Genomic DNA, 16,455 nt, shown 5'->3' on the forward strand with positions numbered 1-16,455 from the left:
CCAGGCGCCCGATGGCGACCGCCGCCGCCGGATGGCCAGACCGCCTAAAATCATCCAGATGAATTCTGATGCTGCCACCCTGGATGCGCTGGACACGCCCCGTGCCCTGCGCCTGGCCCGCGACACCCTGGGCATCGAGGCCGATGCCCTTCAAGCCATGTCGCAGCGCCTTGATGGCGTGTTCGGCGAAGTGGTGCAGCGCATCCTGCGGCTGTCCGGCCGCGTCGTCGTGATGGGCATGGGCAAGAGCGGCCATGTCGGGCGCAAGGTGGCCGCCACCCTGGCTTCCACGGGCACGCCTGCGTTCTTCGTGCATCCGGCCGAGGCCAGCCATGGCGATCTGGGCATGGTGACCGGCATCGACCTGGTGCTGGCGCTGTCCAACAGCGGCGAGGCCGATGAGCTCGCTGCGCTGCTGCCGGCCATCAAGCGCCAGGGCATTGCGCTGGTGGCCATGACCGGCGGCGCGCAATCCACGCTGGCCCGCCATGCCGACTGGGTGCTGGACACACGTGTCGAGCGCGAGGCCTGCCCCCTGAACCTGGCGCCCACGGCCAGCACCACGGCGCAGATGGCCATGGGCGACGCCCTGGCCGTGGCCCTGCTCGATGCGCGCGGCTTTGGCGCCGAGGACTTTGCGCGCTCCCATCCGGGCGGTGCGCTGGGCCGCAAGCTGCTGACCCATGTGCGTGATGTCATGCGCAGCGGCAATGAGCTGCCGAAGGTCGGGGCCGATGCCAGCTTTGTCGAACTGATGCGCGAGATGAGCGCCAAGGGCCTGGGCTGTTCGGCCATCGTCGATGCGGCAGGCGTGCTGCAGGGCATCTTCACCGACGGAGACCTGCGCCGCCGCGTGGAGGCCGGCACCGACCTGCGCGCGCTGCAGGCCGGCGATGTCATGCACAAGGGGCCCCGCACCATCGCCGAAGACGCGCTGGCCGTGGACGCCGCCAGCATGATGGAGGAGCACGGCATCACCGCGGTGCTGGTGGCCGATGCGCAGCGCCAGCTGCGCGGCGTGGTCCATATCCGCGACCTGATGCGCGCCAAGGTGATCTGATGGCACGCGCTCCTTTGACGCCCGTGCAGAACTGGGACGCACAACTGCTGCTGCTGGCACAGGATGTGCGGGTGGCCTTCTTCGATGTCGATGGCGTGCTCACCGATGGCGGCCTGCTGTTCTCTGGCGAAGGCGAGGTGCTCAAGCGCTTCAACACGCTGGACGGCCATGGCCTGAAACTGCTGCAAAAGGCCGGCATCACGCCCGCCGTGGTGACGGGCCGCGATTCGCCGGCCCTGCGCCTGCGGCTGGGCAACCTGGGCGTCACGCATGCGCGCTTTGGCACGGAAGACAAGGTGCCTGCCGCCGAGGCCATTCTGGGCGAGCTGGGCCTGCAGTGGCACCAGGCGGCAGCCATGGGCGACGACTGGCCGGACCTGCCCGTGATGCGGCGCTCCGCCTTTGCCTGCGCGCCGGCCAACGCCCATGATGAGGTGCTGGCCGTGGCCGACTGGATCACGCCGCGCAGCGGTGGCGAAGGGGCGGTGCGCCAGCTGTGCGACCTGCTGCTGGCCGCGCGTGGCGCCTATGCCGGGCTGCTGGCGGAATACGCATCATGATCCAGGCTTGGCGCCGCGTCGGTGACCGGCTTTCCCTGTACCTGCCCGTGCTGCTGATGGGCCTGCTGGCGCTGGGCACTTGGTGGCTGGTGCGCAATGCACCGCAGCCCGTGGCCAGCGGCACCGAAAAGGCCGTGGCGCATGAGCCCGACTACTTCATGAAGGATTTCTCGATCAAGAGCTTCGACGCCACGGGGCGGCTCAAGAGCCAGATCGAGGGCAGCATGGGCCGCCACTATCCGGATACCGACACCCTCGAAATCGACAACGTGCGCATGTTCGCGGTCTCGCCTGAAGGCCGCATCACGCGCGGCAGCGCCAAGCGGGCGCTGAGCAATGCCGATGGTTCCGAGGTGCAGATGTTTGGCAATGCCGTCGTCACGCGCGAGCCATTTGTGACAGCAGGTAAACAACCGCAGCCGCAGTTGCAATTCCAGGGCGAATTCCTGCACGCCTGGCCCAACGAGGAGCGCGTGAGTTCCAACCAGCCCGTGGTGCTGACCCGTGACAAGGACCGTTTCACGGCCGACAGCATGCAGTACAGCAACCTGGATCTGGTGATGAAGCTGCAGGGCCGCGTGCGCGGCACCCTGCAGCCGTCCAGGACCAAGTAGGGCGCCAGCGCAAGCGCAGGCCTGCCGATGGAGAACAAGCCATGACGACATCCTCGCGCAGCCCGGCACCCCTGGCCTTCATCACCGGCGCATCCAGCGGCATAGGCCAGGCCCTGGCCTGGCATGCCTACCAGCAAGGCTGGTCGCTGGCACTGGTTGCGCGGCGTGGCGACGTGATGGCGCAATGGGCTGCGCAGCAGGGCCTGGAGGCGTCGCGCTTCGCCATCTACGAGGCCGATGTGGCCGTGCCCGACAGCATCATCGCTGCCGCCCGGCGCTGTGAGCAGCAGCAGGGCCTGCCCGATGTCGTGATTGCCAATGCCGGCGTCAGCTGGGGTGTGGACACCTCGATGCGCGAGGATATCGACACCATGCAGCAGGTGCTGGCCGTCAACACCATGGGCGTGGCGGCCAGTTTCCATCCCTTTATCGCGCCCATGGTGCGGCGTGGCAGCGGGCAGTTGGTCGGTATCGCCAGCGTGGCCGGGCTGCGCGGCCTGCCGGGACATGGTGCTTATTGCGCCAGCAAGGCTGCAGTCATTGCCTATTGCGAAAGCCTTCGCGGTGAATTGCGCAGTAGTGGCGTAAAAGTCACTACATTGCTTCCTGGTTATGTAGATACACCCCTCACACGCGGTAACCGCTATGGCATGCCATTCCTATTGCAGCCCCATGAGTTTGCTGCAAGGGCCTGGCGTTCCATTGATGCCGGGCGCAGCCTGGCCATCATCCCCTCGCAAATGGCGTGGGTTGGCCGTTTGATGAAAATTCTGCCAAACCCCTTGTTTGATCGGCTGCTTGTAGGACGAAAGCGCAAACATCGTCATTCGAAAAATCCCTGAAGTTCGTCGTGCTCAGGGAATATGTTCATGCATAAACTTGCACCCGCAAAAAAGGCTCCCTGAAGGAGCCTTTTCTTGTTTGGGAGAACATGGAGACCGGGGTCTCATTCTCCGTTGTTATTGTTGTTTCCCCAGCCGCCGCCACGGCCGCCATTGCGGGGGCCGGAGCCATAGGGGCTGCGGAAACCACCATCGCCACGGCCGCCGTAGCCGCCGCCACCACCGCCGTCACCACGGCCATAGCCACCACCGCCGCCGCCATCGCTGCGTCCGTAGCCACCGCCATCACCGCGGCCACCGCCACCGTAGCCACCGCCGCCGCCATCACCACGGCCATAGCCGCCACCACCGCCGCCGCCGCCACCAAAGCCGCCCGAGCGCGGGGGACGGGGCTCCATGGGGCGCGCTTCGTTCACCACGAGGCTGCGTCCGCCCAATGGCTGGCCATTCATGCCTTGAACGGCTGCCTGTGCCTCGGCATCGCTGCCCATTTCGACAAACCCGAATCCCTTGGAGCGGCCTGTGTCGCGTTCCATCATGACCCGGGCGCTGGTGACAGCGCCGAACTGGCTGAATGCCTGCTCCAAGTCGTTGTCACGCACACCATAGGGAAGGTTGCCGACGTAAAGCTTATTGCCCATCAAAAACTCCTCAACTCCTCAATGCTCACTGGTTTGCGCTCGGCTTCAGGACGCACAGACATCAGGTTCTTTGTATACAAGAGCCTGTCCAACCTTCCTAAACACATAGCGTTCGAACGGGTCTGCCCGAAACCAAATTATGAAGCACAAAAATCAAAAAGATAAATGCTCGAAAACACAAGCTGATAACGTTTGGCAACAAAAAAGGGGCCCGAAGGCCCCATTTTTTTGCTAACGCAAGCTCTAAGCGAGTGCTTAGTAGCTGTTGCGACGGCCGCCGCCACCGCCGTAGCCGCCGTCACGGTTGCCGCCGCCGAAGCCGCCGCCACCGCCGCCACCACCAAAGCCGCCGCCGAAGCCGCCGCTACGGGGAGCGCGGGGCTCCATCGGACGGGCTTCGTTGACCACCAGGTCACGGCCGCCGCGGTTTTGGCCGTGCAGGCCTTGGATAGCAGCTTGTGCTTCGGCATCGCTGCCCATTTCGACGAAGCCGAAACCCTTGGAACGGCCGGTGTCGCGCTCCATCATCACTTTGGCGCTGTTGACGGCGCCGAATTCGCTGAAGGCTTGCTCCAGATCGCTGTCACGGAAGGTGTACGGCAGGTTGCCGACGTAAAGCTTGTTGCCCATGGAGGACTCCTGAAAAAACTGGAAAACGCGATGGAGCCCTAGGGAGTCAACACGGGATGACAACGTTAGAGACGCAAACGCACTCGCCCTCATTGAGCCGAAGCCCGAACGAAAGCCTGCCCATTATGTGGCAGAAGTTTTCGCACGTTATTACTGTTTCGCAAAAATTCGTCGTGCCCGCCACAGAATGCCCCTGGGAGTAACCCTGAAATTGCGGCAGCGCATAAGCAAGTGCCGTGGCGGCAGTGGTGGTCGGCATGCGGATCGGGGGGCTGCTATGATCGCCGCCTCAGTCTTTGGGGAGTAGATCGTTCGGCTCAGTAGCCGGATGCATGCGTCAACAAACTTGGGCCTTCGCTGGCCTATGGCGTATGCGGCGCGCAGTGCAATGCTGCGTGTGACCGATCGAGACCATTGACCGCGCACCGATCCAAAGGCCGGAGTCGGAGCGTGGTCAATGCGTGCTCTATCCGGCCGGATAAATCCCCACACCATGGAAGCCTTCCTGATTTCAACCTCCGTCGTCGCACTTGCCGAGATGGGGGACAAGACCCAGCTGCTGTCGCTGGTGCTCGCCGCGCGTTTTCGCAAACCCTGGCCCATCGTTGCGGGCATTTTCGTGGCCACGCTGGTCAACCATGCGCTGGCCGGTGCCGTGGGTGCCTGGATCACCAGCTACCTGGGCGAAAACGCCATGCGCTGGATCCTGGGCCTGTCCTTCATCGCCATGGCGATCTGGATGCTGATCCCCGACAAGCTCGACGAGGACGAGGTCTCCGGGCATTCGCGCTGGGGCGTCTTCGGCACCACGCTGGTGGCTTTCTTCCTGGCCGAGATGGGCGACAAGACGCAGATTGCCACCGTGATGCTGGCGGCCAAGTACAACGCCTACCTGTGGGTGGTGGCCGGCACCACGCTGGGCATGATGCTGGCCAACGCGCCTGTGGTGTGGCTGGGCGACAAGCTGGTCAAGCGCGTGCCCATACGCCTGGTGCATGTGGTGTCGGCCGTGATCTTCCTGGTGCTGGGCGTGCTGGCTCTGTTCCTTCCGGGGACGGGTGTTTTGGCATAATGAGCCTTCATGCGCCGATTTGCTTCTGCTTGCGGGCGCTTTATAAATCCTGCTAAAGACGACACCAGAGAACCCGGCCTCGTTTTTAGCGATGCCGGGTTTTTTCATGTCCTTCATCGCCACACCACAAACCATGCACTTCGACGAGCCCCTGCCGCTGCAGGGCGGCGGCTCGATCCGGGACTACGACCTCGCCTACGAGACCTACGGACAGCTCAATGCCGATCGCAGCAACGCGGTGCTGGTCTGCCATGCGCTCAATGCCTCCCACCATGTGGCAGGCGTCTACGAGGGCCAGGCCAAGAGCGAGGGCTGGTGGGACAACATGATCGGCCCGGGCAAGCCCGTGGATACGAACCGGTTCTTCGTGATCGGCGTGAACAACCTGGGCTCGTGCTTCGGCTCGACCGGCCCCATGCACGCGCATCCCGACACCGGCAAGATCTATGGCGCCGACTTCCCCGTGGTCACGGTGGAGGACTGGGTGGACGCCCAGGCCCGGCTGCTGGACCGGCTGGGCATTGGCCAGCTGGCCGCCGTGCTGGGCGGCAGCCTGGGCGGCATGCAGGCGCTGTCGTGGTCGCTGCGCCATCCTGACCGCATGCGCCACGCCGTGGTCGTGGCCAGCGCGCCCAACCTCAATGCCGAGAACATCGCCTTCAACGAGGTGGCGCGCCGCGCCATCGTCACCGACCCGGATTTCCACGGCGGGCATTTCTACGAGCACGGCGTGGTGCCGGCGCGGGGCCTGCGCATCGCCCGCATGATCGGCCACATCACCTACCTCAGCGACGATGTGATGAACCAGAAGTTCGGCCGCCAGCTGAGGGAGGGGCTGGACCTGAAGTACAGCACGCAGGACGTGGAGTTCCAGATCGAGAGCTACCTGCGCTACCAGGGCGAGAAGTTCAGCAGCTACTTCGACGCCAACACCTACCTGCTGATCACGCGTGCGCTCGATTATTTCGACCCGGCGCGCGAGCATGGCGGCGACCTGACCCGGGCGCTGTCCGTGGCCAAGGCCGGCTTCCTGCTGGTGAGCTTCACCACCGACTGGCGCTTTGCCCCCGCGCGCAGCCGCGAGCTGGTCAAGTCGCTGCTGGAGAACAACCGCGACGTCAGCTACGCCGAGATCGACGCGCCCCACGGCCATGACGCCTTCCTGCTCGACGACCCCCGTTACATGAAGGTGATGCGCTCCTACTTTGACAACATCGCCCAGGAAACCACGACAGCCGCCAAGGAGGCCGCATGACCGAGCTGAACACCATGCAGGCGATTGCGCGCCTGATCCCCAAGGGCTCGCGCGTGCTCGACCTGGGCTGCGGCGACGGCGCCCTGCTGTCGCACCTGCAGCGCGAGCGCGGCTGCACCGGCTACGGCGTGGAGCTGGACGACGCCAATGTGCTGGCCTGCGTGCGCCGGGGCGTGAACGTGCTGCAGCTGAACCTGGAGGACGGCCTGGCCATCTTCCAGGACAACAGCTTCGACGTGGTGCTGCAGATCGACACGCTGCAGCACCTGCGCAATGCCGAGACCATGCTGCAGGAGACGGCGCGCATAGGGCGCGCGGGCATCGTCGCCTTCCCCAACTTCGCGCACTGGCCCAACCGCCTGTCCGTGCTGCGCGGGCGCATGCCGGTGACGCGACGCCTGCCCTACCAGTGGTATGACACGCCCAATATCCGCGTGGGCACCTACAAGGACTTCGAGGTGCTGGCCACCCGGAACCGGCTGCGCATCCTGGACTCCTTCGGCCTGCAGGATGGCCGCAGCGTGCGCACCCTGCCCAATCTCATGGCGGGCACGGCCGTCTTCCATTTCGAGCACGCCTGAGCGGCGGTCCGGTCCATGCCCGTGTCATGGGTGGCGCGCACAATCGACGGATTGCGAACCCGAAAGGCAGACATGAACCGCTTCCCACGCCGCCGCGCGCTGGCCCTGGCCGGCGCAGCCGCCGGCCTGCTGCTGGCAGGCTGCGCCACGCCGCAGGCCGCCAATTCCCCATCGCAGGCCGCGGACTGGCCTCCCCGGCCCGCGCTGATCGCGCACCGCGGCGCATCGGCACTGCGGCCAGAGCACACGCTGGAGGCCTACCGGGAGGCCATACGCGCGGGCGCCGACTTCATCGAGCCCGACCTGGTCATCACGCGCGATGGCGTGCTGGTGGCGCGGCATGAGAACGCCATCGCCATCCTCGCGGCCGACGGCAGCCTCAAGGAGGCCACCACCAATGTGGCCGACCGCCCCGAGTTCGCGGCGCGCAAGACCACCAAAACCATCGACGGGCAGGCGATCACGGGCTGGTTCGTGGAGGATTTCACGCTGGCCGAGCTGAAGACGCTGCGTGCGCGTGAACGCATCCCGGCGATCCGCCCGGCGAATGTGCAGTTCAACGACCGTTTCGAGGTGCCCACGCTGCAGGAGGTCATCGACCTGGCAAAGGCGGAGAGCGCGCGCACGAACCGCACCATAGGCATCTATCCCGAGACCAAGCACCCGAGCTACTTCCAGTCCATCGGCCTGCCGCTGGAGCCCGTGCTGCTGAAGCTGCTTGCGGACAACGGCTGGAACCATGCGCAGGCGCCGGTGTTCGTGCAGTCCTTCGAGGTCGAGAACCTGCGCTGGATCCGTGCGCGCAGCAGCCTGCGCCTGGTGCAATTGCTGGCGCCCAAGGGCAAGCCCTATGACAGCGTGGCACGCGGCACGGGCCCTGGCTATGCCGACATGGTCACGCCCGCAGGCCTGGCCGAGATTGCGCGCTATGCCAACGGCATCGGGCCGAGCAAGAGCATGGTGATCCCCGTGGTGCAGGGCGCCAATGCGGCGCCCACGGCACTGGTGGCCGATGCCCACCGTGCGGGGCTGCTGGTCCATCCCTGGACGCTGCGGCCCGAGAACGCCTTCCTGCCCCTGAGCCTGAAATCGCCGCCCGCACAGGACGGCACCCGGCGCGGCAATGCGCGCGCCGACATGGACGATTTTCTGCGCACGGGCATCGATGGCATCTTCACCGACGATCCGTCGGTGGGGCGCGCGGCCATCGATGACCTGCTCAAACCGAAGCCTTGAGACGGCGCGCCGCCGCGCGCCGGCCTGCTGCCTGCGCCTGCTCCAGCCACTGCTGCACACGGGCGGCCTCGGCGCCGAGCACGGGGCCGAAGCTGTGTATGCGCACGGGCCGGATGCCGCTGAATTCCAGGATGGCGCGGCGCATCTGGTGGTGGCCCGGCATGTGCGCCACCCAGCGGTAGTACCAGGGCGGTGAATCCATGCTCACCAGCAGGTCGGCCGTGCGGCCGGCCAGCAGCCGGTCCCACAGCATCGAGCCCTTGCGGTACTTGAAGGCGAAGCCCGGCAGAAAGATGCGGTCGATGAAGCCCTTGAGCAAGGCCGGCAGGCCGCCCCACCAGGTGGGATAGGCCCATGCCAGGTGGCTGGCCCACAGGATGTCGGCCTGGGCCCGCTGCAGGTCAGGCTCCAGGGGCTGGTCCTGGCGGTAGCCGGCATGCAGCAGCGGGTCGAAGTCCAGTTCGCCCAGGCGCAGCAGGCGTATCTCGGCGCCGCTGTCGCGTGCGCCCTGTGCGTAGGCGTCGGCCAGGCCTGCGCACAGGCTGCTGGCCGACGGGTGGCCGAGGATGATCAGGATGCGCTGGGGATGCGTATCGGCAGGGGGGTGGGAGGTGCTTGGAGACATGGCGCCCATGTTCGCCTTGCCCCTTGGGGCAGGGTCAAGCCCCGTGCTCAGGCCCGGGCTCAGGCCAATGCGGGTTCGCAGGCGCCGTGGGCACCTGCCGTCTCCAGGCTGCATTCGAGCAGTTCGCGCTCCAGCGCCGCCAACTGGGACTGCTGTGCCTGAAGGCGCCGGATTTCTGCCTGAACCTGGGTGCTGCGCTCGCGCAGCAGCCGGGCCAGGGCTTCCCAGCTTGTGGCCTCATGGATGCGGTGCAGGCCGTGCAGCTCGTCCAGCCGAAAGCCCAGTCCCAGCGCCTGGCGTATGCGCTGCACAAGCACCAGGTCCTGCTCGCCATAGATGCGGTAGCTGCCTGCCCGTGCCACGGCGCCGAGCAGGCCCCGTGATTCATACAGCCGGACGGCCTTGGGCGAGCAGCCGGCGCGTCGGGCGAGTTCTCCGATATACATGGCGCGATCGTAGTCGTTGGCGGCGGGGTGTCCGGGGTCCGTGCCGCCTTGGCGCACAATGACCGGATCGCGGCGCTGGCTTCGCTCGAACGGTGCGCCGACCCATGACACGAGGACCCGCCATGAACGCACGCACCCCTTCGCAGCTGCTGCAGCCCGCAGCCGCGCTTGACCAGATCAGCCGCTCCTGGGACGAGCGCATCGTCCCGGCGCTGACCGAGTACATCGCCATTCCCGCCAAGTCGCCCATGTTCGCGCCCGACTGGGAGCAGCAGGGCCACCTGGAGACCGTGCTGCGCAATGCGGCCGACTGGGTGCTGGCGCAGAAGGTGGCCGGCCTGACGCTGGAGATCGTGCGCCAGCCCGGCCGCACGCCGGTGCTGTTCTTCGAGGTGGAAGGCACGCAGGACAAGGCGGCCTCCAGCCCCACGGTGCTGATGTACGGCCATCTGGACAAGCAGCCAGAGTTCGACGGCTGGCGCAGCGACCTGGGCCCGTGGACGCCCAAGTACGAGAACGGCAAGCTCTATGGCCGTGGCGGCGCCGACGACGGCTATGCGGTCTACGCCAGCATCGCGGCCGTGCAGGAGCTCAAGCGCCAGGGCGTGCCGCACCCGCGCATCCTGGGCCTGATCGAGACCTGCGAGGAAAGCGGCTCGCGCGACCTGTTGCCCTATGTCGATGCCCTGCGTCCGCGCCTGGGCGATGTGGGCCTGGTGATCTGCCTGGACAGCGGCGCCGGCAACTACGACCAGCTGTGGCTGACCACCAGCCTGCGCGGCATGGCCAGCGGCACGCTGAAGGTGGAAATCCTCACCGAGGGCGTGCACTCGGGCGATGCCTCGGGCGTCGTGCCGTCGTCCTTCCGCATCCTGCGCCAGGTGCTGGACCGGCTGGAGGACAGCAAGACCGGGCGCCTGCTGCCTGCCAGCTTCCACTGCGAGGTGCCGGCCGAGCGCATGGCGCAGATGCGCGACACGGCGGCCATCCTGGGCGAGGAGACCTATGCCCGCTTCCCCTGGGCGCACTACGACTGCGGCGGCTCCACGCTGTTCGCCCTGCCCACCACCACCGACCCGGTCCAGGCCCTGGTCAAGCGCACCTGGGAGCCCACGTTGAGCGTGACCGGCGCCGAGGGCCTGCCCGCGCTGCAGGACGCCGGCAACGTGCTGCGCCCCTATACCGCCTTCAAGCTCAGCCTGCGCCTGCCGCCCCTGGTCGATGCCGCTGCCTGCGTGCAGGAAATGAAGGCGCTGCTGGAGGACAACGCGCCCTACCAGGCCCGTGTGACCTGGCAGGGCCTGTCGGGCGCCAGCGGCTGGAATGCGCCGGCCATGGACGGCTGGTTCGAGGACGCGCTCAACGCGGCAAGCCAGGCGCATTTCGGCGCCTCCTGCGGCTATATCGGCCAGGGCGGCACGATTCCGCTGATGAACATGCTCAGCCAGGGCTTTCCCAAGGCCCAGATGATGGTCTGCGGCGTGCTCGGTCCCAAGAGCAATGCCCACGGTCCCAATGAATTCCTGCACGTGCCCTATGCCAAGAAGCTCACGGCCGCCGTGGCCCAGGTGATCGCCGCCATGGCCGGGGCGCAGGCAGCCGCCAAGGCGGGCGCTGCTGGCGTGGCGTGATGGCAGCGCCGGCCCCCGCACCCGTTCCCGCACCTGCCTCGCAAGGCCAGGTCACGCGCCTTGCGTCCAGCGACGGCGCCGAGCTGTCACTGTGCGACTGGCCCGTGGACGGGGGCCAGGCGCGCGCCACCGTGCTGCTGGTGCACGGCCTGGGCGAGCACATCGGCCGCTATGAGGCGCTGGCCCGGCGCCTCAATGCCTGGGGCTATGCGGTGCGCGGCTACGACCAATACGGCCATGGGCGCTCGGCAGGGCCGCGCGGCGGCTTGACGGCCGATGGCCGGCTGCTGGATGACCTTGCGGCCGTGGTCGATGCCACGCGTGCCCAGCAGCCCGCTGGCCAGCCGCTGGTGCTGCTGGGCCACAGCCTGGGCGGCCTGGTGGCTGCGCTGTTCGTGGCGCGTGCCATCCGGCCTGTCGATGCGCTGGTGCTGTCTTCGCCGGCCCTCGACGTGGGTTTGTCGCCCATCCAGAAGCTGCTCGTGGGCACGCTGCCGCGCCTGGTGCCCGACCTGCGCGTGTCCAACGGCCTGCAGATTCCCTATCTCTCGCATGACGCGGCGGTCTGCGATGCCTACCGCGCCGATCCGTTGTGCCATGACCGCATCAGCGCACGGCTGGCGCGGTTTCTGGCGCAGGGCGGTCCGCAGGTGCTGGCCCGCGCGGGGCAGTGGAGCGTTCCCAGCCTGCTGATGTGGGCGGGGGACGACAGGCTGGTGGCGCCGGCCGGCAGCCAGGCCTTTGCCGACCGCGCGCCGCCAGCCGTGGTACAGGCGCAGCGCTTTGACGGCGCCTACCACGAGCTGTTCAACGAGCGCGATGACTTCGCCGCGCCCGTGTTCGCGCGGCTGCGCGACTGGCTGGGCCGCTTCAGGCCAGCGTGAGCGCCGCCAGCGCGGCCAGGGGCGCGGTTTCCGCGCGCAGCACGCGTGGCCCCAGCGTGACGGGCACAAAGCCCTGGGCGCGGGCCAGGGCCTCCTCGGCAGGCGACAGGCCGCCCTCGGGGCCGGAGAGAAAGACCACGGGTGCATCCTCGGCCGTTGCATCCAGGATCTCACCCAGCGGCCGCGTGCCCTCGCCCAGCGACAGCAGCAGGCGCAGCGTGCCGGGCGGCAGCTGTTTCGCACCGCCCTCCAGCCAGTCCTCCAGGTCTGCCGGGGTGTGCAGCGGGGGAACGCGGTTGCGCGTGCACTGCTCGCAGGCCGATACGGCCACGGCCTGCCAGTGGGCGAGTTTTTTCTCGGCGCGCTCGCCCTTGAGCTTGAGCACGCTGCGCTCGGCCACCAGCGGGGTGATGCTGGCGGCGCCCAGCTCGGCGGCCTTCTCCACCAGCCAGTCCATGCGTTCGTTGGCCGTGATGCCGGCCAGCAGGTGCACGGGGCGCAGGGGCTCGCGTTCCACGGCGTGGTGCGCGCCTATGCGCACGGCCACGTCGCTGCGGCCCATGCGCAGCACGGTGGCCTCGAACTCGCCGCCGCTGAAGCCTTCGCCGGCGCGGCCTTCGAAGAGGGTGATGCCGTCGCCGGGCTGCAGGCGCAGCACCTGTACATGGCGCGCCGCGCCGGGCGGCAGGTCGATGTCGGCGCCGCTGCGCAGCGCAATGGGGCAGTGAAAGCGTGGCATGGCGTATCCGTTCTCAGACGCGCCCGTAGGCCCAGCCGACCTGGGGCTGGATGTTTTCGATCTGGTCCACCAGGCGCAGCAGCGGCGTCAGCTCGCGGTAGCGGCTGCAGGTGGAGCGGATGTAGTGGATGAAGCGCGGCGCGTCGGCCAGGTAGCGGGGCTTGCCGTCGCGCAGCGTCAGCCGCGCGAAGATGCCGGCCACCTTGAGGTGGCGCTGCAGGCCCATCCACTCCACGCCCCGGTAGAACTCGCCGAAATCGTCGCCCCAGCCGCTTTGGCTGCGCGCGCCGATCAATCCCGACTTGCGCGCCTTCTCCCAGTAACGCACGGTAATGTCGATGACAAAGTCCTCTTCCCAGCTGATGAAGGCATCGCGCAGCAGGCTGGCGATGTCATAGGTCACCGGGCCATAGACCGCATCCTGAAAGTCCAGCACGCCCAGCGGGCCGCTGGCGGTCACGGGCTGCATGAGATTGCGCGTCATGAAGTCGCGGTGCACGAAGACGCTGGGTGCCGCCAGGTTGTGGGCCACGATCTGGTCGAAGGCCTTGGCCAGCGTGGCCTGCTGCCTGTCGTCGAGCACGGTCTCGCGGTGGCGCGCGATGTACCAGTCGGGGAACAGTTGCAGCTCGCGGCGCAGCAGGGCGTCGTCATAGGCGGGCAGTACGTCGGGGCGCGAGGCGGTTTGCCAGGCCAGCAGCACCTCCAGCGCCGAGCGGTACCAGGCTTCCGCGTCCTGGGGCTTTTCCGGGTCCAGCGCCTCGATGACGGTGTGGCCGCCCAGGTCGGACAGCAGCATGAAGCCGTGCGCCGCATCCCAGTCCAGGATCTGCGGCACGGCCAGCCCGGCCGAGGCCATCAGCGCCTGCACCTTGGCGAAGGGCGCGCAATCTTCCTTGTCCGGCGGGGCATCCATGACGATGAGGCTGGCGCCCGCGCTGGTGTTCAGGCGCAGATAGCGGCGAAAGCTGGCATCGGCCGAGGCAGGGCGCAGGGTTTCGGGGCGCAGCGCGTGGCGGGCGGACAGCGGGGCCAGCCAGGCGTCGAAGGCGGCGTGGCGGGCGGGGTCGGCCCAGACAACGCCGGCCGTGGGGGTGTTTGGATGGCTCATGGATAATCGCGATTCTACAAACCGCCACCCCGGCGAATGCCCGGCGGTGATGCTAGGCTTGCGCCTTTGTCCACCCGCCGCTGTTGACCACCGTGTACCTCCGACCGCCGCTCCCCGATCCGCTGGCTGCCCGCGCGCCCGCGCGCCCCGCTGTACGCCCGCTGGCCTGGCTTGTGGCTCTCGCATGGGCCGGTGGCTCCACCATGGCCCAGGCCCAGCCCGCTGCAGCCGACGAAGGCCGGCTGCAGCAAGTCCGCCCGCTGCGCCCCAGCACGCTGATGCAGGAAACCTATCCCGAGGCGGTGCGCTCCCAGCAGCCCGTCTATGTGCGCGGTGACGCGCTCAGCGGCCAGCCGGACATCAACTCGGTGGTCGAGGGCAATGCCGAACTGCGCCGTGGCGACACCATGATCCGCGCCGACCGGCTCGAATACCAGGTGCCCGACGACCGCGTCAATGCCTCGGGCGCGGTGCACATCAACCAGGCCGGCAATGTCTACGAGGGCTCGCAGCTGGACCTGGAGGTCGATGCCTTCAAGGGCTTTTTCGACAACGCCGGATATCGCTTCCTGGCCAATGGCGCCTACGGCAAATCCTCGCGCGTGGACTTCATCGACCGCGACCATGCCGTGGTCCACGACGCCACCTACACCACCTGCCAGCGCGACGACGAGGCCAGCTGGGAGCCGGCCTGGATGCTGCGCGCCCGGACCCTGCACATCGATATGGCCGAGGAAGTGGGCGTGGCCGAGGGCGCGGCCCTGCAGTTCAAGGGCGTGACCGTGCTGCCCGTGCCGCGCATGAGCTTTCCGCTGTCGGACAAGCGCAAGTCGGGCCTGCTGCCTCCCACCATGGGCCTGGACAAGCTCAGCGGCATCGAATACACGCAGCCCTACTACTGGAACCTTGCGCCCAACCGCGACATGACCCTGTATCCCTCGGTCATGAGCAAGCGCGGCGTCAACCTGGGCGCCCAGTTCCGCTACCTGGAGCCGACCTATTCGGGCGAGGCCTATGCGGCCTACATGCCCGGCGACCGCCAGCGTGACCGGGACCGCTGGGCCTACTCGCTGCAGCACCGGGGCGTCATCGACTCGCCCATCGGTGGCCTGGGGTTGAACATGAACCTCAACCGCGTCAGCGACGACAACTACTGGCGCGACTTCCCGCTGGCCGCCAAAACGCTGCGCGAGCGCCTGCTGCCCAACGATGTGAACCTGTCCTGGGCGCGTGGCGACAATGTGCTGACCCTGCGCACCCTGTACTGGCAGACCATGCAGGATGCATCGGCGCCCATTGCCCCGCCCTACGGCATGAAGCCGCAGCTGCAATGGCGCTACACGCCGCTGGACCTGCCGCACGGCCTGGACTTCAGCTTTGTGGCCGACACCACGCGCTTCGAGATCGACAAGCCCCTGGCCGGCATGACCTACAACAACGGCCAGCGCAGCTACATGCTGGCCCAGGTGAGCCGCCCCTTCCTGTCGCCGGGCGCCTTCATCACGCCCAGGATCCAGTTGCACACCAGCAACTACCAGGTGGACAGCCTGATGAGCAACGGCAGCCGCAATGCCTCGCGCACGCTGCCCACGGTCAGCGTGGACAGCGGCCTGGTGTTCGAGCGCGACACCACGCTGTTCGGCCGCCAGCTGCTGCAGACCTTCGAGCCGCGCGCCTTCTACACCTACACGCCCTACCGCGACCAGAGCTTTCTGCCGCTGTATGACACGGCGCGCAACGACTTCAACTTCGCGAGCATCTACTCCGAGAACGACTACAACGGCCAGGACCGCATTGCCGACAACCACCTGCTGACCCTGGGCGCGACCACGCGCCTGATCGACGGGGCCACGGGTGCGGAAAAGGCGCGCTTCGGCATTGCGCAGCGCGTGCGTTTCTCCGACCAGAAGGTCATCCTGCCCGGCGAGGTGCCGGCCACCAGCCGCCTGTCCGACGTGCTGCTGGGTGCGGCCATCAACTGGACCGATGCCTGGTCCACCGAAGGCACGACCCAGTACAACCGCGACCTCAACCGCTCGGTGCGTACCACCTTTGGCGCGCGCTACAGCCCCAGTTCCTACCGCACGGTGAACGTGGCCTACCGTACCCAGTACGACACCGTGGCGCGTACCGACGCCAGCAAGCTGGTCGACGTGGGCTGGCAATGGCCCATCAACGACCTGTGGGGCGACAAGGGGCGCGACCTGGGTGCCGGCCGTGGCCAGGGCGGCGGGCGCTGGTACACGGTGGGCCGGCTGAACTACAGCCTGAAGGACCGCAAGCTCGTCGATACCGTGGTCGGGCTGGAGTACGACGGCTGCTGCTGGATTGGCCGCGTGGTGCTGGAGCGCCTGCAAAGCTCCATCACCCAGTCCAACACCCGGCTGCTGTTCCAGATTGAGTTCGTCGGCTTCTCGCGGCTGAGCCTGGGTGCAGACCCGCAGCGCAGCCTCAAGCAGAATGTGCCGCGCTACCAGTACCTGCGCGAGTCCGTGACGCCTCCCAGCCGCTTCACCAACTACGATTAG

Annotated in this window: 17 protein-coding genes; 11 read left to right on the top strand and 6 right to left on the bottom strand. The window is 67.4% G+C overall.

Annotation, left to right across the window (positions count from 1 at the left end; translation table 11 throughout):
* Positions 1-58: 58 nt before the first annotated feature.
* From ACM14_RS00920 to ACM14_RS00935, 4 genes are read left to right on the top strand one after another with little or no spacing between them, the layout of a single operon-like run.
* Positions 59-1,060 (top strand): SIS domain-containing protein, encoded by a 1,002-nt coding sequence (locus tag ACM14_RS00920; RefSeq protein ID WP_013804807.1) that lies wholly within the window; start codon positions 59-61, stop codon positions 1,058-1,060.
* Positions 1,060-1,620, top strand: a complete 561-nt coding sequence (locus ACM14_RS00925) for an HAD family hydrolase (protein WP_065344996.1) — start codon at positions 1,060-1,062, stop codon at positions 1,618-1,620. The genes ACM14_RS00920 and ACM14_RS00925 overlap by 1 nt, the downstream gene beginning before the upstream one ends.
* Positions 1,617-2,234 carry an LPS export ABC transporter periplasmic protein LptC gene (lptC, locus tag ACM14_RS00930; protein ID WP_013804806.1) on the top strand — a complete coding sequence of 206 codons (618 nt, stop codon included), beginning with the start codon at positions 1,617-1,619 and terminating at the stop codon, positions 2,232-2,234. The genes ACM14_RS00925 and lptC overlap by 4 nt, the downstream gene beginning before the upstream one ends.
* 41 nt (positions 2,235-2,275) lie before the next feature.
* Complete coding sequence (locus ACM14_RS00935; protein WP_065344997.1) at positions 2,276-3,076, top strand: SDR family oxidoreductase; 801 nt, start codon at positions 2,276-2,278, stop codon at positions 3,074-3,076.
* A gap of 104 nt (positions 3,077-3,180) precedes the next feature.
* On the opposite strand, the gene ACM14_RS00940 is transcribed toward ACM14_RS00935, so the two are convergent.
* Both ACM14_RS00940 and ACM14_RS00945 read right to left on the bottom strand, forming a co-directional pair.
* On the bottom strand, positions 3,181-3,717 hold the full coding sequence (locus ACM14_RS00940) for an RNA-binding protein (RefSeq protein WP_065344998.1): 537 nt from the start codon (positions 3,715-3,717) through the stop codon (positions 3,181-3,183).
* Positions 3,718-3,972: 255 nt separating this feature from the next.
* Positions 3,973-4,347 (bottom strand): RNA-binding protein, encoded by a 375-nt coding sequence (locus ACM14_RS00945; protein ID WP_012207843.1) that lies wholly within the window; start codon positions 4,345-4,347, stop codon positions 3,973-3,975.
* A 493-nt stretch (positions 4,348-4,840) separates the two neighbouring features.
* On the opposite strand from ACM14_RS00945, the gene ACM14_RS00950 reads away from it, so the two are divergent.
* The 4 genes from ACM14_RS00950 (at position 4,841) to ACM14_RS00965 (ending at position 8,491) form a co-directional block, all read left to right on the top strand.
* Positions 4,841-5,419 (top strand): TMEM165/GDT1 family protein, encoded by a 579-nt coding sequence (locus ACM14_RS00950; RefSeq protein ID WP_034397481.1) that lies wholly within the window; start codon positions 4,841-4,843, stop codon positions 5,417-5,419.
* 106 nt (positions 5,420-5,525) lie between these two features.
* Complete coding sequence (locus ACM14_RS00955) at positions 5,526-6,674, top strand: homoserine O-acetyltransferase (RefSeq protein WP_065345029.1); 1,149 nt, start codon at positions 5,526-5,528, stop codon at positions 6,672-6,674.
* Positions 6,671-7,255, top strand: coding sequence for a methionine biosynthesis protein MetW (metW, locus tag ACM14_RS00960; protein ID WP_012207840.1), 585 nt, complete (start codon positions 6,671-6,673; stop codon positions 7,253-7,255). The genes ACM14_RS00955 and metW overlap by 4 nt, the downstream gene beginning before the upstream one ends.
* 72 nt (positions 7,256-7,327) lie before the next feature.
* Complete coding sequence (locus tag ACM14_RS00965; RefSeq protein WP_065344999.1) at positions 7,328-8,491, top strand: glycerophosphodiester phosphodiesterase; 1,164 nt, start codon at positions 7,328-7,330, stop codon at positions 8,489-8,491.
* Here ACM14_RS00965 and ACM14_RS00970 read toward each other — a convergent pair.
* The gene (locus tag ACM14_RS00970; protein WP_065345000.1) at positions 8,475-9,125 is read right to left on the bottom strand and encodes an NAD(P)H-dependent oxidoreductase; all 651 of its coding nucleotides are present in this window, start codon (positions 9,123-9,125) and stop codon (positions 8,475-8,477) included. The genes ACM14_RS00965 and ACM14_RS00970 overlap by 17 nt on opposite strands.
* Before the next feature lie 50 nt (positions 9,126-9,175).
* Positions 9,176-9,673, bottom strand: coding sequence for a MerR family transcriptional regulator (locus tag ACM14_RS00975; protein ID WP_254661979.1), 498 nt, complete (start codon positions 9,671-9,673; stop codon positions 9,176-9,178).
* Between the two features lie 11 nt (positions 9,674-9,684).
* Between ACM14_RS00975 and ACM14_RS00980 the strand changes: the two genes are divergently transcribed.
* Together ACM14_RS00980 and ACM14_RS00985 are read left to right on the top strand one after the other, a co-directional pair.
* A complete protein-coding gene (locus tag ACM14_RS00980; protein WP_065345001.1) occupies positions 9,685-11,193 on the top strand; it encodes a M20 family metallopeptidase in 1,509 nt (502 codons plus the stop codon).
* Positions 11,193-12,077: an alpha/beta hydrolase gene (locus tag ACM14_RS00985; protein WP_065345002.1), complete on the top strand. Its 885-nt coding sequence runs from the start codon at positions 11,193-11,195 to the stop codon at positions 12,075-12,077. Before ACM14_RS00980 ends, ACM14_RS00985 begins: the two co-directional genes overlap by 1 nt.
* On the opposite strand, the gene ACM14_RS00990 is transcribed toward ACM14_RS00985, so the two are convergent.
* Together ACM14_RS00990 and ACM14_RS00995 are read right to left on the bottom strand one after the other, a co-directional pair.
* A complete protein-coding gene (locus tag ACM14_RS00990; RefSeq protein ID WP_013804797.1) occupies positions 12,064-12,816 on the bottom strand; it encodes a 16S rRNA (uracil(1498)-N(3))-methyltransferase in 753 nt (250 codons plus the stop codon). The genes ACM14_RS00985 and ACM14_RS00990 overlap by 14 nt on opposite strands.
* 13 nt (positions 12,817-12,829) lie before the next feature.
* A complete protein-coding gene (locus ACM14_RS00995) occupies positions 12,830-13,927 on the bottom strand; it encodes an aminoglycoside phosphotransferase family protein (protein ID WP_065345003.1) in 1,098 nt (365 codons plus the stop codon).
* A gap of 92 nt (positions 13,928-14,019) precedes the next feature.
* Between ACM14_RS00995 and ACM14_RS01000 the strand changes: the two genes are divergently transcribed.
* Complete coding sequence (locus ACM14_RS01000) at positions 14,020-16,455, top strand: LPS-assembly protein LptD (protein ID WP_099735025.1); 2,436 nt, start codon at positions 14,020-14,022, stop codon at positions 16,453-16,455.

It is taken from the genome of Delftia sp. JD2, from assembly GCF_001682645.1.
Lineage (GTDB): Bacteria > Pseudomonadota > Gammaproteobacteria > Burkholderiales > Burkholderiaceae_C > Comamonas > Comamonas acidovorans.

Excerpts from the sequence above, each read along its gene's own strand:
- ACM14_RS00920 (WP_013804807.1), top strand. The coding sequence starts at position 59 with ATGAATTCTGATGCTGCCACCCTGGATGCGCTGGACACGCCCCGTGCC.
- ACM14_RS00925 (WP_065344996.1), top strand. The coding sequence starts at position 1,060 with ATGGCACGCGCTCCTTTGACGCCCGTGCAGAACTGGGACGCACAACTG.
- lptC (WP_013804806.1), top strand. The coding sequence starts at position 1,617 with ATGATCCAGGCTTGGCGCCGCGTCGGTGACCGGCTTTCCCTGTACCTG.
- ACM14_RS00935 (WP_065344997.1), top strand. The coding sequence starts at position 2,276 with ATGACGACATCCTCGCGCAGCCCGGCACCCCTGGCCTTCATCACCGGC.
- ACM14_RS00940 (WP_065344998.1), bottom strand. The coding sequence starts at position 3,717 with ATGGGCAATAAGCTTTACGTCGGCAACCTTCCCTATGGTGTGCGTGAC.
- ACM14_RS00945 (WP_012207843.1), bottom strand. The coding sequence starts at position 4,347 with ATGGGCAACAAGCTTTACGTCGGCAACCTGCCGTACACCTTCCGTGAC.
- ACM14_RS00950 (WP_034397481.1), top strand. The coding sequence starts at position 4,841 with ATGGAAGCCTTCCTGATTTCAACCTCCGTCGTCGCACTTGCCGAGATG.
- ACM14_RS00955 (WP_065345029.1), top strand. The coding sequence starts at position 5,526 with ATGTCCTTCATCGCCACACCACAAACCATGCACTTCGACGAGCCCCTG.
- metW (WP_012207840.1), top strand. The coding sequence starts at position 6,671 with ATGACCGAGCTGAACACCATGCAGGCGATTGCGCGCCTGATCCCCAAG.
- ACM14_RS00965 (WP_065344999.1), top strand. The coding sequence starts at position 7,328 with ATGAACCGCTTCCCACGCCGCCGCGCGCTGGCCCTGGCCGGCGCAGCC.
- ACM14_RS00970 (WP_065345000.1), bottom strand. The coding sequence starts at position 9,125 with ATGGGCGCCATGTCTCCAAGCACCTCCCACCCCCCTGCCGATACGCAT.
- ACM14_RS00980 (WP_065345001.1), top strand. The coding sequence starts at position 9,685 with ATGAACGCACGCACCCCTTCGCAGCTGCTGCAGCCCGCAGCCGCGCTT.
- ACM14_RS00985 (WP_065345002.1), top strand. The coding sequence starts at position 11,193 with ATGGCAGCGCCGGCCCCCGCACCCGTTCCCGCACCTGCCTCGCAAGGC.
- ACM14_RS00990 (WP_013804797.1), bottom strand. The coding sequence starts at position 12,816 with ATGCCACGCTTTCACTGCCCCATTGCGCTGCGCAGCGGCGCCGACATC.
- ACM14_RS00995 (WP_065345003.1), bottom strand. The coding sequence starts at position 13,927 with ATGAGCCATCCAAACACCCCCACGGCCGGCGTTGTCTGGGCCGACCCC.